General features: G+C 35.6%; 12 protein-coding genes. 3 read left to right on the top strand and 9 right to left on the bottom strand.

What is annotated here, in order from left to right:
- Window positions 1-10: 10 nt before the first annotated feature.
- Window positions 11-1,123, top strand: coding sequence for a GNAT family N-acetyltransferase (locus H592_RS0102565; RefSeq protein ID WP_028867368.1), 1,113 nt, complete (start codon window positions 11-13; stop codon window positions 1,121-1,123).
- A 103-nt stretch (window positions 1,124-1,226) separates the two neighbouring features.
- Here the strand turns inward: H592_RS0102565 and H592_RS0102560 are convergent, their stop codons facing one another.
- From H592_RS0102560 to H592_RS0102535, 6 genes are all read right to left on the bottom strand, one after another.
- Entirely contained in the window at window positions 1,227-3,197 is a 1,971-nt protein-coding gene (locus H592_RS0102560) for an alginate lyase family protein (RefSeq protein ID WP_245600354.1), read from the bottom strand.
- 87 nt (window positions 3,198-3,284) lie between these two features.
- Window positions 3,285-4,763, bottom strand: coding sequence for an exosortase C-terminal domain/associated protein EpsI (locus tag H592_RS0102555; protein WP_037070781.1), 1,479 nt, complete (start codon window positions 4,761-4,763; stop codon window positions 3,285-3,287).
- Between the two features lie 29 nt (window positions 4,764-4,792).
- Window positions 4,793-5,932, bottom strand: coding sequence for a glycosyltransferase family 4 protein (locus H592_RS0102550; RefSeq protein WP_028867365.1), 1,140 nt, complete (start codon window positions 5,930-5,932; stop codon window positions 4,793-4,795).
- A 7-nt stretch (window positions 5,933-5,939) separates the two neighbouring features.
- Entirely contained in the window at window positions 5,940-7,085 is a 1,146-nt protein-coding gene (locus H592_RS21375) for a glycosyltransferase family 4 protein (protein ID WP_051368912.1), read from the bottom strand.
- Between the two features lie 110 nt (window positions 7,086-7,195).
- A complete protein-coding gene (locus H592_RS0102540; RefSeq protein ID WP_028867364.1) occupies window positions 7,196-8,215 on the bottom strand; it encodes a polysaccharide deacetylase family protein in 1,020 nt (339 codons plus the stop codon).
- 223 nt (window positions 8,216-8,438) lie between these two features.
- Window positions 8,439-9,599, bottom strand: coding sequence for a glycosyltransferase (locus H592_RS0102535; RefSeq protein ID WP_156916060.1), 1,161 nt, complete (start codon window positions 9,597-9,599; stop codon window positions 8,439-8,441).
- A gap of 340 nt (window positions 9,600-9,939) precedes the next feature.
- Here H592_RS0102535 and H592_RS0102530 point away from each other — a divergent pair, with 340 nt between their 5' ends.
- The gene (locus tag H592_RS0102530; RefSeq protein ID WP_084296182.1) at window positions 9,940-11,775 is read left to right on the top strand and encodes a right-handed parallel beta-helix repeat-containing protein; all 1,836 of its coding nucleotides are present in this window, start codon (window positions 9,940-9,942) and stop codon (window positions 11,773-11,775) included.
- 165 nt (window positions 11,776-11,940) lie between these two features.
- Here the strand turns inward: H592_RS0102530 and H592_RS21370 are convergent, their stop codons facing one another.
- Window positions 11,941-12,726 carry a phenylacetate--CoA ligase family protein gene (locus H592_RS21370; protein WP_245600353.1) on the bottom strand — a complete coding sequence of 262 codons (786 nt, stop codon included), beginning with the start codon at window positions 12,724-12,726 and terminating at the stop codon, window positions 11,941-11,943.
- Between the two features lie 354 nt (window positions 12,727-13,080).
- Here H592_RS21370 and H592_RS0102520 point away from each other — a divergent pair, with 354 nt between their 5' ends.
- Entirely contained in the window at window positions 13,081-14,052 is a 972-nt protein-coding gene (locus tag H592_RS0102520; protein ID WP_028867361.1) for an IS30 family transposase, read from the top strand.
- Window positions 14,053-14,365: 313 nt separating this feature from the next.
- On the opposite strand, the gene H592_RS0102510 is transcribed toward H592_RS0102520, so the two are convergent.
- Together H592_RS0102510 and H592_RS23140 are read right to left on the bottom strand one after the other, a co-directional pair.
- Complete coding sequence (locus H592_RS0102510) at window positions 14,366-15,481, bottom strand: CapA family protein (protein ID WP_028867359.1); 1,116 nt, start codon at window positions 15,479-15,481, stop codon at window positions 14,366-14,368.
- A gap of 17 nt (window positions 15,482-15,498) precedes the next feature.
- Entirely contained in the window at window positions 15,499-16,758 is a 1,260-nt protein-coding gene (locus H592_RS23140) for a glycosyltransferase family 4 protein (protein ID WP_156916059.1), read from the bottom strand.
- Window positions 16,759-16,783: the final 25 nt, after the last annotated feature.

Raw genomic sequence — 16,783 nt, 5'->3', positions numbered from 1 at the left:
TGATACGGATATGCAAATAATAACTTCCCACATTATTACCTCATGGTCAGAAGTCGATCAACTTAAAAAAAGTTGGAATACTTTATTGCATCAATCTGATGCTGATAATATTTTCTTAACCTGGCAATGGATTGATAGCTGGAAAAAAACCTGTTCAGCCAATACAAAGCCATTTTTTGTAATATTAAAACAAGCAGAGCAAATTGTCGCTATCGCCCCTTTCTACATTCAACCGTATCGACTATTCAAATGTATCAATTATAACGTACTACGTTTCGCCGGAGACCAAGGTATAGGCTCGGAGTATTCCAATTTCATCGTTAAACAAGAACATAGTATCGCCTTAAAAGAACAGCTATGGTCCGCATTAGTGGCAAGCCATAAAAAATCACATTGGGATATTATTTGGTATAGCAACGTTGCGAGTTGGACGAGAGGTGGAGAAACATTAATTGCAGCCTTGAATAAAACAAAAAAACTAAAACAACAATCACGTGAAGTCGAATTTGCAAATACCGACCTAGAAAAAATCTCAGAGCAAATCCTCCCTTCTCTATCTAAAAGTTTGCGCACTAATATCAAACAAACGCAAGGTTATTTAAGCCGACAAGGTCAATGGCAAGTGAGTTTCTGCGATAACCCAGCGCAACTCGAAGAAGAACTACAAGAGTTATTTACATTACACAATTTACGTTGGCAAAAAGCGGGTTTACAAGGTTCCTTTGCAAGAAGGCCTGAAATGGCAGCCTTTTATTCTCATTTTGTGCCTAGAGCATTACAACAGGGCTGGCTACGTTTAGCTAAATTAGAGTGTGAAGGTATTACCCAAGCAATGCAGATTGGTTATGTATATCAAGAACAGTTTTTTGCATTACAAGAAGGTTTTAACGCTGAGTTTCAAAATGGAGTAGGACAAGTCTTACGCTATCATGTTTTTCAGCAGTGTTTAAAAGAAGGGCTTACAGATTACGACTTTCTAGGTCAATATACAGATCATAAAAGACGCTGGCTCGCTGAAAAACGCAATGGGCATAACTTGATGATTTGGCCAAATTCAATCAAAAACATCATATTTAATGTCATGACTATCTGGCCAACAGGCAGGTACTTTAACCCCTTATAAATAGGCATTAATGAGGATTTAAGCACTTACCACTTGAATTCAAGAGAACTAAAAAAACGTTTCTACTTATGAAATTAATCATTAAGTAATTAATAGAAAACAGTTAAGCACCCCATGAGATGCTTGTTGTAAATGCTCTATCTTCACTAATGTGAGCAGATATAGCTAACGTAGTAATAGCCACTTTCTGATGATAACCACGACTTAACCAGCCCAATGATGGCGTCTGTTTATCTTCACTCTCCACACCAGTAATTAGCTCTACAGAGCTTCTTTCTGGCAGTTTAATGGTGATTTGATCATTACCCAACAACAAATGACAAACGCCATTATTAATCTCAATATTCTGACAATCTTCAGAAAAATGAAAATAAATAACAACATCGTGTTGGCCTTGCGTTTTAAGCTCGTCGGTAATATTTATCTGCTTTTCCAACACATTCAGTTTAATACTACGTTGATGCGTTACCGGAGAGCCTAAACGTTGATAACCATTGTGTTCAGCGACCAGTTCTCCACCCAATTCGCTAGGCAACCACTTACAACAAGAAGCTTGGGCATGAGATTCCCACATAAAAGGCCCGGTCATAACAGACTGATCTAAGCCGTCAATTTCGACAGTATTATGCGCCTGGGTTTTACGGAAATGATTACGCCATTGTGGAAAACTGAAATAATCATAGGTGCCTGTATCAACAAACAAATCATTTCGATTAATACGCACTACACAGCTCAGTGCATCGGCATGGCCATGAGCGGCAATTGCCGTATAACCTAACTCGGCAGCATCGACTAATATACTTGCTTGATTACCTTCACTCACTTTACCAGCTTGCAGTAAATAATAGCCTGAGTCAGTAAACGCAAATGAACTGAGTTCCTGTTCTTTAGTCAACTCTTCAGCCGTTGACTGTTGTCTGTTATTAAATAGCCAAAATGCAGATTCACTCGGTTGTTTTTTACCTTGAGCAAAGATTTCATCATCATAAAAATGGCTAACAATATCAGATAATGCATTAATATTATGAACATGATCTCCTAAATCAATAACATAACCATCATCTTGATCGCCCAACATTGGATAATGCTCACCACCTTCTGCAATAATTGCGATGAACTGGCTTAATTTCTTAAGCGTTTGCCAATACGTAGGTGAAAAATCATCTTCACTCCATTTACCTGCTAATGCCGTAAACAGATAAAATTGAAACACAAAGAATTGATAACTAAAAGCATGCTCTTTGGTACAGCCGTCATTGAAGGTTTGTGCCTGAATTTCATTTTCTAATACCGCTTTGCTTTTTTGTTGCCATTGCGGTGCATCTTTTAGCATAGTGAAATAGCGTGCAGCAATATAAACACCCGCCGCTTCGCCAACTAAATGATTATTGGCAGAAGTACCTTGAGAAAACTTACCACTTACATCTCGACAATGTAAAAAAACACTTTCTAATAATCGATCTTTAAAATCACCAACAAATAATCCAGAGTCTTTAATTAAATCAATTGTCCATACCCAACTAATCAAGCGAATAGATAGCTCTAACGGACTACGCCAGTTCATCCCCTTGCCGTAAGGATTTTGATCTAACCAATGGGTTATTTGCTGCACAGCCGCCTGTGCATATTTAAGTTCACCAGTGACTTTATAAGCACGCGCTAACACTACCATTTGATGATGACGATTAGGCTCCCAAACTAACTTACAATCGCCATTATTTTTAAAATCACGGTAGTTAACGGAAAGAATATGACCAAGGTTTGAGTAAATACCTGCACTATGATCTTTATGCCAATTAATAGGTGATTCAAGGTGATGTTCTTGTAAATCAAAATAACTTAATTTATGCGCGATAATTGATTCAGCTTTAGCTAATAAAGGTGCTTTCCAAGCATCGTCATATTCAGCGACTTGCCCTTCAAACACACTAAAGCCAGGCTTAAAGGTAGCCTGAGGGTCATATTGCTCAGTATATTGAACTTTAGGTACCCAATTAAACTGAACGCGTAATCGCTCAATCCAAGCATCACTTAAAGAACTTATTCGCCAAGTGACTTCGTCAACTGACATCATTTTAATTCGTTTGATATACCAAGTAATAGGCTGCATTTATATGGTTAAACTCTTTAATTATTAATACTAAGGGTTAAGGTATGAATACTAAGGATTAAGATATGAATGAATAAATTCACTCAATTGTTGTTCAGCTAACACACTGTCCTGACCATCGAAATCTAATGCAACGGCAACCAGTGTTGCGCCAGGCTCACCCACCAAAGCCGCTTGTACTTCAGCGAGTTTAGCTCTCTTTTTGTCACTAGTGATCACACCGTTAATAACATACCAAGATGCAATCATACGGTATCGCGCCAGTGAACGCTGAACCACAACCAAGTTTGCTTGTTGCAAATATTGATTATCGAGTAAAGGTAATTTTTTATCTTCAACATCATGCCAAAATTGATCATCGTAAAGATAATTCTCCACAAAGATCATCTCACTAGCTTGTTCTTGCTTAACATAATCAGCCAGATAGACCTGAAAGCCCACATCCTTTTTTACATAATAAAAGAAACGCTCTTTACTTGCGCCCTGCGAATAAGGCTTCCAATTCGGGCTATAGCTTTTGCTTTCACCGGCCATTTCATAATTGCTTAAAGTGGGCACAGTGAATGCGTAATTCTCATTAAATCGAGAAGGGATCCAGTAAGTCGCCGCAATAAATACAATAAGTAAAGTAATGGCAGTGAGGGCATGTGTTTTGTTAATAACATCTACTTGTTTTACAGGTAACGAGTCCACTGCCTTGTTATTAACAACGGCACTATCATCGAAGTAAGTACGTGCAATGTAAATAAGTGGCAATAAACAAAGCGCAAACACAATCCAACCAAAGGTTAAGTGGTCATGCACTATAAAGTGATTCATCTCAGTGTAAGTACCAACAACGATAATAATAATGATACGTAACCAATTGGCTAACACGGCAATAACCAAGCAAATAATTAAAAAAGTAAGTGTTTTTTTCTGCGATAATTTATTAATAAAACTAACAAAAAATGCTAATAATGCCGATACCATGAAAAAGCCCAAACCAGAACAAGCAGGCTCAACATCAAACAAACCACCAGCTGTTGATAAGCGGTAACCGTCTCGACCGACCGGAATACCAATTAACTCTGGCCCCCATTGGCCTGCAGCAGTAGATAATTCACGCAGTGGAAATTGTAAAATATTCCAGACAGGAAATATAAGAAACAACATGATAAAAGGTAATGCACAGGCTTGAAGTGTCTTAAGGCCATATAGAGCACTAAATAGAAATAGAATAATAAAAAATAAAGCCAGTAATTGTAATTGCTGAATACTAGCGAGCATAGCAACAAAATTGACTAATAAACTACCTAACAACCCAAGAGTGCAAATAATAAAGGAGGTAGTTGTATTTTGACTTAATCTAATCGATTTACGCTTGGTCCAAAAAGCATATATGACAACAAATATCCCCAAAAAACCGTGACTATAAGGGCCATCACTATTCCACTCTTCAAAGATAGCAGATAAGGCAGGAAGATTAGCTAATAAAAGAATAGCTAAAGGAACAACAAAGAAAGTATGAATCGAGTTTTTTTTAAACAAAAGAAGTTGCTCCAAAGGGACTTAAAATTTTATTCATGTATTAATATTTCATGATAAACAGCAACAGTTCTCGCTGCAACTTGGTCTGAGTGATACAAATCTAATGCTAATTGTCGTGATTTCTCCTGCATTTTTTTCGCTAATTCAGGATTGGTCAGAATACGCTCACATTTTGCTGCAATATCCTTCTCATCAAATGGATTAATTAAAAAACCTGTTTCTCCATTTTTAACCATATATGGCATACCACAGCGATTTGATGTTACCACTGGCACTCCCACCGCCATCGCTTCTTCAATACCCATCGGAGAATTTTCTTCTAAAGAGGCTAATGCATATATCGAGGCTTTGCATAATTCGTCTTGAATTTGCGTGATATTAATTCGGCCTAATAAAACAACCTGGTCCTGCAAGTTATTATCTTTAATGGTTGTATCAAGTAATCTGGCATATTCTTCATCAACGACACTTCCAGCAATCCTAAGCTGTACATTAATACCCTTTTTAACTAGCAAGGCAACGGCTTTAACTAATTGAATAGGGTTTTTGCGAGGAGTAAGCACTGAAGAGGTAAAAATAGTACCTGACACTTCTTTCCTATTTAATTTAAAAAATGAATCTGAAATAGGATTATCGATATCAAATATATTTGCTTTGGTAACACCACTTAATCTTTCCCGAACATAAGGACTTATTGAGATAATATTAGGTTGCTTTGACCAACTTCTTTTCTCAATGAACTCCCATATTTTAGAGCGTAAAAATTTAAATTTCCCTTTCGCTAATAAGGTATCAGCATAGATAAAACCGTGCACGGTAAATACCTTAGGTATCAAAAGCTCATTAACCATAATACCGTAGGTATCATGTACATGAATCAAGTCAGGAGAAAGGTTTGTTACCTTGTTTTCAATTAATCTTTTACCTTCGCCTAGCGCATTTTTAAGTTCACTACCCGCTGGCTTAGGTAAACGATGAATAGTTACATTGCCAACATTGGTTATAGTCGCTTTTTGAGTGCTTGCACATAAAGTAACGACATGAATATCAAACTCTGAATATTTAGATAAAGACGGAATAAGGTTCACGCTGACCGCTTCGACCCCACCATGGGGCCTACTGATATCAATTGGAAACTGTGTAATAAATGCGAGTTTTATTTTTTTCATTAAAGGCCTAACCCGTTTCTGATAGTTGGGTAGATAGTTGGGTAGATAGTTGGGTAAATAATATCTCAAAACGTTTCATCACTTCATCAACAGTATGATTGTTAACATAGTAATGTCTAGCATTAACAGAACGTTCTTTCCATAGTTCAGGATCGTCATGAAAAACTTTAATTGCGTCAACTAATTCACTTTTAGAATGTGCACTTATCCCAAGGTTTTTATTCTTAATTAAATTATCAGGATCAAAAGTAGATACGATAGGTAGGCTATGGCTCCAAGCTTCTAAAAAGGTATTTGGGTAACCTTCATACTCTGATGTGCAGCAAAAAAGAGAGCTAGCACGATACAAGGCAGGCATTTCTTCACGTGCGACCATGCCTAAATAGCTAACATTTGTTAATTGTGACATTTTATCAAAGAGCATTTGATAATACTCATTTTCCATAACAGGACTACCACCAACAACAAAATTTACTTCAGGAAGTTCAGCGGCAACTTCTAATAACAATTCGAGGCGTTTACATACGTGAATACGGGCTGCCCATAAAACAGTAAACTTCTCATTTGAAAATTGAGCTGATTTGCTTTCACTTTTATCAGGGCAAGGCATAGGCATAACAGCGGAGTCTAATGAAAAACCGTTTTTCAGTAATATTCTTTGCTGCTCAGTTTGAGCTATAATTTGATCTGCATTGTTTAAACCATATCGATAAAGAACACGCTCTCGCCATTTTTTCATGACAGGCAGAGAGACATCGGCATCGGCATCACTTGCTAATGAATATAAAAACTTTTTATGATTAGCTTTACACCACATTGCAACTTGGCCAGTAACATATTCACCACAGTTTTGATAATAAACATCTGCATCAGCCCTTTTCATTGCGCTAATTAACCCAGTCCAACGAGGCGTAAAAAAACGCAGACCAGGTAAACCTGCATCTTTTCTGCAGATTTTTATGATATTAACGCCATTTATGATTTCATCTTCATCAGAGCCTTCAGACCAAGTTAATATCGAAACTTTGTGCCCTTTAGCAACTAGCCATTTAGCCATTAAACTAGTTTGTCTTTCAACACCGCCAATTGAGCCATCGCTTCCACCTTTCATAGCTCCATATGCAAAATGAGCAACAAGACAAACATTAACCATTATATTCAACCTTTAATTCATTAACTAAAATATTTGTATTTAATAGATCACTACATTATATGCATACAATGAGTCTCGTTTAAATTATTAGATTGCACTATTTTTAAAACTTAACGGTTAAACTGATAAAAAATTTCTTTTACAGTTTTATTTAACGGAAAGTGAAGGCGTTTTAGAGTCATTAAATCATCATGCTTATCACAGAGGCCTGCATCAGTTGAAAAAGCTGCAATATAGCCGCTCTTTTTTACTAGATTTATTGCCAAAGTATTATAGTTTCCATTCGGATAACAAAAATAGTCACATTTAATGCCTAACTCTTTTTCTATACGTATCTTGGATTGCTGTAGTTGAAATAATATTTGTTCTTCAGTTAAGCTATTTAAACGCCAATGATCTACCGTATGGCTTGCTACATCGATACGATTTTTTTTAACAACTTCCCTTAATAAAAACCACGGTGCAGTGGAAGACCAATCATCATCGTGACTAATATCAGACAGAGCTTTACCGGAACGTATTTCAAGCTTACGGGAAAGCCCATTAAATAAATGATTCATTTTAATATCATCATTAAAGGATTTTTTACAATCATCTCGAAACTGTTGATAACAAACTTTTAAAGTTTCACGAGTGGTTGCATCAAAAGTATAATCCACGCCCTCATGCTCAATAGAAATAATACTCCCCATATTTTGTTGTAGCGCATAATCTAAACGATCAAACCAAAAAGGCTTACCAGAGTCTATGTGACCCGTAGCAATAAATAACAATGGCTTAATGCCAAATTTTTCACAAATAGGCAACGCATAATCAATAGTATTTCTATAACCATCATCAAAAGTGAGTAGTAAAGCATGTTCAATTACCGGAACTTTTCCCTCTAACATACCAATACATTGCTCTGTGGTTATAAAATTGTAATGTTTAGACATGACTTTCAGTGTACTTTCAAGTTCTGATTGCTGTAACTGAGGACGAAGAGGTTCCCAAAGGGATTGCCCATGCTTTTCCATAACCCCATGCAAAGTTAATACAGTTATTTTATGCCGGTTTTTGTTATGTATATAATCTAAAATACCTAGCCTAGATAAAAGACTTAAGATTGACTGCTTTAAAAAAACTCTCATTATACTAAAGGCACTCCATCAAGATAAAAATTAAAATAAACTTGTTGCTTGTATATAAAATAAACTATTTAAATCGATGACTTATAAAATTGTAACTTTAGCCATAAATTAAGCCTTTTTGCGGACATAAAGAAAAAGCTATTTCAAACGTGAATTAACCTCAACAATGTTTCATATGGACAATCAATAAATGAACTACAACAATCAAAGAAATAATATTAAATTATTTTTTAGGAGTATTACCTAGCAAATCTTCATAATGGTTAATCACAATATTTACGTAAGTACTTATTTCATACTTTTGTAAATCTTGTTTTGCCATTTGTGAAAATTGTGAATTTAAATCTGGGTTTAACATGATACTAATAATTTTTTCTGCTAAATCGTCAGCGTTTTCTCTATCAAATAACAGACCATTTTGACCATGTTCTATTACCTCAGATATTCCACCAGAACGAGTAGCAACACATGGCAAACCCGTTGCCATCGCTTCGATTAATGCAGCTGGCATTCCTTCTGATCTAGAAGGAAGTATAAACAAATCACTAGCACTTAATATTTCAGGGATATCATGTCGAATACCTGTAAAAATGACCTTATTGCCTAAGTTATATTCAGTGATTTTCGTAAATAACTCTTGAGAATAGAGAGATGATTTTTTTGCCCCTACAAATAAAAGTTTTGCTTGTGGGATTTTTTTACAAACCTTTGCAAAAGCCTCAATAGCAATATCCCAGCCCTTTACTGGTACACAATGACCAACTGTTGTGATGACAATATCTGATGCTTCAAGTTCTAGTCGATTACGAACACCTGTTCTATCTGCATAAATAAATCTAGCCAAAGAAACTGGAGTATAAACGGTTACAATTTTATTTTTAAAGCCAACTTGCTCACTCAGTTCTTTACCAGCGATGTCAGCAATTGCTAAAATTCGGTTTGAGATTAAACATGTAATCCATGTACTCAACATCAACCTTTGTAGCCCACGAGGAATTGTCCCTTTTTCATAATAAGAAGACATCGCAAGTTTAGACCAAATTCTGATCTTAACATTGGCAAGTTTCGCAGCGATCAATGGACTAGTATGATCATTGTAGCAATGAAAAACATCACACTTTACTTTTTTTAGTAACTTGTAATTACGATAAATACTAGCGAGATCAAAATTACCTTTAGACCTGGGTTGATAGACTATTTTGCAACCAGCTTCTATAAATGGCTGAACCAACGATGCATCATCTGGTTTTTTTGATAAAACCAACCAATTAGTCCAACCATTTTCATGGCATTTTTTTATTAGCATCAAGTAACTAAGCCATTTTGATGTCATGAAGACGGGGCTTCCTCCCCAATAATGGACAATGTTTACTTTCTTTTGCAATTCCAATCACCTTTAATAGTATTTAAATAAAGAAAACAGATTCTTCACATATGTTGATTATACATATAATTCTCTAAATATTGACATCGTATATCAACAAATAACCCTTTCAAATTCAAAGTACTTGAATAATGAGAAAATTGAATTTTTTGGAGATACAAAGATAAGGTAAAAGAGCCAAGTCAATAAATTAGCATCTGTTAAAAATCAAAGTAAAGTTAGCTTTTAAAGATCCCCCTAAAGAATAGGATTCAAAATAGTTAATTATTACTGATCTGTTTTTCTATTTAAGCTTAGGTTGGTATGGAACGGTGCTTTAATTAATTTTTCGAAGAGATTAATGGCATACAAACTAAAAGAAACTATACTCCAATCCAAGTTTTATAGAAAAGAAATTTTAAAAAAGGAGCTAAAAATGATCAAGTCAATGAAAACAATAAGGTATATGAAATATTCATTTATTGTATTGTTATTTTCCATAGTTACTAATGTTTCAGCATATACAATGCCTGTAGGAATACCTAATACCACTTTAGATTTTCAACAAGAAATGCCCTCAAGACCTAGTGACTGGAGTATCGAACAACCAGGTTACTATTACATAAATTATCAAATAGGTAGCGATAAACAAACTTATGGGACACCTGACGCACCACGTAAATCGTTCCCTAATCCTGCATCTGCTGGTTCATATATTGAAATTTCAGGGGAATATACTCAAGGTTTTAAAACCCATGGTGATCGGGTATATGCGCTTAATGGTACCGATGCGGATTGGAGTGCAGGTATATCAGGTCCAGTATGGGTTACTGAAGCAAAAGATACTGGTGGGGTAATTAGTAAAGTAGGGTTTATAATGATGGGTGCAAACGTATTCATCTCCGACTTAGACTTTATTAATGGTGCCAAATTGCAAGTTGGTTCACCAACTGAAGGTAGAGCCGTTGAAAACGTAGTAATGCGAAATCTTGATATTACAGGTGGGAATATCGCAATAAGCGGTTATAAAGGAAATACAACAAGAGCTGAAAATGTTGTAATATTCAATAGTGAAATACACGATTTAGGTGATATAGATTCTTTAACTGATGATGACCAAACCCTAATTCAGATAACCGCAGGTGTTTCAAATGTATGGGTGCTAGAAAATAAACTTTACAACGCTAACGGCACAGGGCTTCAAGTTCTTGGGGATAAAGCAAGAGCAACTACAAGCAATATATATGCAGGTAACAACGAAGTTTACAAGGTTAAACAAAGTGGCTTATGGGTTAAGTATGGCTCTAACGTAGTTTTTTCTAGTAATCGAGTGCGTGATATTATTGGGCCAACGTGGTCTCCAGCCAAAGGGATTGGCGCTCAGTATGCACCCGATAATTATTGGATAATTAATAACCATATTAGCGGTGTTGAATACGGCATACGCATTGCTTCTACTGATACTACTACATGGGATAAGAAAATCTATGCTATTGGTAATGTCATTCACAATGTTAGACCTTTACGAGGCGGAGCTGATACTATTGGGCCTATTGATTCAACATCTTCTTGGCAATCAGCAGCAATACACGTAGCGAGTGGTGATGAATTCTACGCTTATAATAATTTAATATTTGATGCTCCTAATGGGATAACAGCATCTACACAAAATATATCAATGTGGATAAAAAATAATATCTTGTTAGATGTTACTGGAGGTCATGAAAACGAACCTGCGGGCTATCACATCATGTTAGAGTATTTAACGCTGAATGAAAAAGCCATTATTGAAAATAATTATTTTGGTGCAGGTATGTATGTGTACACTAAAGCATCGGGCCTTAAATTACAGGATTATTCAGTAACAGCCCTAAATGCTAGAGCAGGTGCTAGCGGTAATGCTCAAGGCACTAATATTATTACACAAAATAATATTAGCTCAATAATGGATGCGACGAGTATTGATGATATGGACTTTAAACAACTTAAAGATGCAGGCACCAATGTCAATGATATTTTAATAACTCGGTTTAAATCCCTATTCCCTAGCACTAGCGGAATAAATTCAGATATTTTTAAGAAGCAACGCAACCTTGGGAACTCGATTGATATAGGGCCATTTGAACAATATGGAGTTAAACAAGTCTTTACTATTCCTGTAAAACCAGGAGAGTTAACATTATTTCAACTGGAATAAGGCAGTGCTAAAATTAGCATTAATATATTAACTAACATTACAGAGCTTTATTAATAAAGTGACGTACCCCACTAAAAGCTAACCAAGCAAATGAATTTAATTGGTTAGCTTTTTATATTCTGACAATTACCTAAAATATTTTAAGTCATTAAATATAGTTTCCAACTAACTTGAAATATTGGTTTTCTGATCAACAAAGATTGACTTACCGCGTTCCGTTAATGGAATGTCATCAACTTGTGCTACAGAAACTTCTATTCGGTGCTGCAATTTATTACTGATATTATTAATAATTCGTTGTTTGCTTTCCTCCGAAAAGACTTTACTCGCTCTGATTTTAATTACTGCTACACCGGGAGTGTCTTGATAAAATTGATACTGTAATACATCATCAAAGGTATCGTCATGCATATTAACGGCAGTCCATGAAATTAAACTATTATCACGTGCGACTAAATTTTCTTGAATGCGATGTCCTCTGATATTTTTAATGATTAAATGGTGGCGCTGACAAGCCTCACAATAATCACCAACATACTCAGCAAAATCACCTGTTTTATAACGAATAAATGGCATTACAGTATTGATAAAGCCAGTTCCGACTATTTCACCAACCTGACCTTTTTCTGTAATTACATTGTCATTTTCATCCAATAACTCCAAATAACCATAAGTCGGCCAAACATGGTAATCGGCTGTATGTTCACATTCACCGGCAGCAACAAGTTTTTCACTGTGCCCATAAGAGGAGTAATATCGACAGTTAAATACTGATTCAACAAAAGTACGTTGCTCTGGATAGACATTTTCTGATTCAGCTAAAACAGCTTTAATATTATTAAATGTTATATTTTCTTTTTTCGCGAATCTGGCTAATTGATATATTGATGAAGGATAAACATGCAGGAAGCAATCTTTCAGCGTTTTAATATGAGAAATATAATGACTCATGCCTTTGTCGTTCATGTGAAAATTACTATAATAATGTTCTTTAAAAATAGGATCGTAACTTCGGTCCCCCCTCTTTTGAACCCGTAACGCGCCCTCTTAACACGGCTTTTATATCTCCAAGTTTAAACCCTGCTTTACGCCAACCATCAACTAAGTAAGCATATTCAACCTGTGAACGACTTGCATTAATGTAAAAAGCAAGGGGAATACCACTTGTTCCGCCTGTTGTTACATAATCTACATCGGAGTTATTTTTATCTTGGATTCAGATCATAAGTGCATAACTTGAATTGGTAGAAAAGACGGTCAGCTGAATATATGCTTATCGCTTTTTCTCCGGCAAGAGATGCAACAATGAAAACATATAAACAACTGACCTACGAACAACGATGCCAGATTTATGCGCTAAAGAAAATAGGCATGAGTCAAAATAAAATAGCTAAACAACTGAATGTGAATCAATCAACGCTTAGTAGGGAGCTTTCTCGCAATACAGGTAAGCGAGGTTATCGAATTAACCAGGCCCAACAAGCTGCAGTTAAAAGGCGTATTGAAGCGCGTAAAGCGATTAAAATGACATCTACTCTGATTGCATTAATAAATGTAAAACTAGGTGAAAAATGGAGTCCTGACCAAATCTCAGGATGGCTTAAGAAAGAGCATGGTACCAGTATTAGCGATGAAACTATTTACCAACATATTTGGTCCGATAAGCGGAGTGGTGGTCAATTATTCCAATATCTGCGTCGAAAAGGCAAGGCTTACCAAGCGCGCAATAAAGATAAACAAGCTGGTCGAGGTTTTATCAAGAACCGCGTCAGTATTGATGAGCGACCTAATATCGTTGATACACGTAGCCGAGTTGGTGATTGGGAAATAGATTTAGTCATTGGTAAAGGGCACAGCGGCGCATTAGTGACTATTGTTGAGCGTAAAACGCGTTTTACAGTATCGACACGTATTGATGATAAATCAGCAAAGACTGTCACTGCGGCCACACTTGCATTATTAAAACCATTTAAAAATGCAGTTTTAACCATCACCGCTGATAACGGTAAAGAGTTCGCTTATCACGAAGAGTTAACCAAAAAATTAAAGTGTGCAGTCTATTTTGCAGACCCATACTGTTCATGGCAACGGGGTTTGAATGAAAATACAAATGCTTTGTTAAGACAATATTGGCCCAAATCTACCGACTTTAAAAAAGTATCGAATTCATTAGTAAAAGAGGTAATATTGAAACTCAATGACAGACCAAGAAAGAAATTAGATTACAATACGCCAGCCAAATTAATGGCTGAACATATGGCAGCTATAGCTGCTTAGTCGTTATGCACTTCAGAGTTGAATCCGCCGCAGATAAAATAAGTTTTGTTGTTTCTCTAAATTGCCTACCAATTAGGTACTCTAAAGGAACAACTGAAAGCGCAAGGCCAGCCAATTTCTTAAAAACAGGAGGCATTGCCTCCCATATATTTTTCTTTGAAAATGCTTTCTTCATATTAATTATTTTCCGAAATAAAAACGTTATCCCATTGTTTTAGTACACACTCAAGATCAAAGGGTTTAGATGACGAACTAGCATTAAACGAATACTTTTCAAGTGGTTGATGTGTCGATAACAAATTCAAAACTATAATCATTTATTAGACAACTTTATAAAAAATCGAGAAAAATAATAGCGGCTCGCTGCTGCTAACCCTTCTCTTTGGCACATATTAGCTACTGATTTTAGGTGCAACTTTACCCACAGGGCACGTGCTAATACATAATTCATTTGAGCAAAAAAAACACTGGAAAAAAATGAAGACAACCAATTAATTTCCTGTTCGAGCCTATACTTATCCTCACCTTGTAAATACTCTACTTGTAGCTCGCTATTGATAAAAAAAGGTACAACTTTAATTTCTTTTATTTCCTTGTCTTGAATAACAAACTCAAGACTTAAGCTATATTTGGTACTCGGCATTGCTTTAGTATCAATATCAATTAAAAAATTACCAATCCCATAAAATATAATCTTACCTTTATATTTTTCAATACCTTGTATAACATGAGTATGGTGACAAATAACACAATCGGCTCCTGCATCAATTAATGCCTGCGCTCTTTTTCTTGAAATCTTATCAGTATAACGGCAAAATTCAACACCTTGATGCAAAGACACAAGCAATAAATCTGCAGTCATTTTCAACTTTTTAACATCAGTTACCATTTCGCGCACAGATTTGTAAGAAACATTTATCTCGGTATCAGTTGGAAATGGATGCGCCGCTGGTGAGTAAGCAATTAATGAAACATTTGCGCTTGGCAAATTAACTTGATGTTCAAAACTTTCAGAGTAGCTACCCATAGCCCCAAAACAACCCATTCCTTTTTTGTATACAGCATCAATGGTATCTTGAGCTCCGACAACTCCTAAGTCTAAGAAGTGATTATTTGCTACATTTACGACATAATTAACATTCTGAGGAAAAACATTCAAATACCTCTCGACTCCATTCATAAGAACAGGCTTGGGTTCCCAAGGCTCGCCTCTTTCTGTTAAGCAACATTCCAAATTAAAGATGACAGTTGATTTTTCGTCAAAAATCTCCCTTACAAGCATAAAATTATAATCGTTTCCATGCCGCTCTATTGTTCTTGCTACTCCCCTCGCTAGAGCGATATCCCCTAAAAATAACATGCTCGATTTAGGTGATTTTGAAGCATAGTCCGCTAACTTTATCGTCCAATTACTACTTAGGATACTCATTATGAATTTAACCTTGATTAGTTTATGACTTTTTCCCAAATCATTGAGGCGGCCTGAAGTGTAAACTTCTCTGATTTATGCAATGTAGCTAATGAAACTCGTTTCGCTAGTTTTTTATTTGTTAATAACAAATATAGTTTATCAACAAATTCTGATATATCTTCTTTATTGATTAAATAGCCTGTTTTCTCTGGTTCAACAAGATCAGATAAATCACCTATGTCTGATGCTACGATTGGTAAACCTAGCGTTGCGGCCTCCATACATGATAATGGTAAACCTTCAGAGTCTGATGTAAGCACAAAAACGCGTGAAGCTACTAAATATGATTTAACATCTTCTGTTGCCCCGGTAAATTTGACATTGTTATTAAGTCCCAATTGTTGAGATAATAACTCATATTCTTTAAGTCGATTGCCACCACCAACAATCAAGACTGAAATATCGGGCAATTTTAATTTTAATTGTTGCACTATTTTTAAAAAACGATCAACTCTCTTTACAGGATCTAATCGAGCAACAAGAATCAGATCATTATTTTTGTCCCCCAACAAGTTTTCGAAGACTGACTTGTCTATTCCTCCTGGGTTTACAACTACATTTTCAACCTCGTTGTTTTCTAAATATGATTTGGCTTTATTACCCATTGTCACGACTAAATCTATTGTTTTAATATAATTAATTAACCGCTCTTCTAAAGTGTAATCATGCTTACCAATATCTTTGAAAATAGGTGTACCACTATATACGCCACCACCGATAATTTCAGACCAACCACCAACACAGAAATAGATAGATTTAGCTGCATTCATTCTCGCAATAACGTTTGCAAAAATGCCGTTTAGTAGCAAATGAAAACCACCAACGTAATCAACATTGTTGCCTCTTGCAATTTTGTAAGCGGTATAGGTTCGTGCAAAAATACTACCAAATATTTTTTGAAAAATCGGAGAAGGCGTAACATAAGTTACATTTTCTATTTCTAACATTTTTTCATCTGCAACAATCCAAATATGCTGGCAAACATTCGATTCAGCTAACGGTTTAATATGTGCGGCAATCCAATTATTAGACTCAAAACGACCTATAAAAACAAATTTTTTTTTATTCGTACAATTACTATTTCTCATGCTCTTACCTGAAAAAATCAAAGCAATAAGACTTGATATTCTTATAATCAGATAGACTAAAAAATTTGATACAAGTTGCCTAAAAAATGTTTTCTTTTGGGACTCAATTAAACGTGACTTTTGAACCGTATATTCCTGCTTTTCCACAATTTCTCCTTTAAATTACATTTAA

The organism is Psychromonas arctica DSM 14288, from assembly GCF_000482725.1.
Taxonomy (GTDB): Bacteria; Pseudomonadota; Gammaproteobacteria; order Enterobacterales; family Psychromonadaceae; genus Psychromonas; species Psychromonas arctica.
This window is presented reverse-complemented; position numbering and strand designations above follow the sequence as displayed.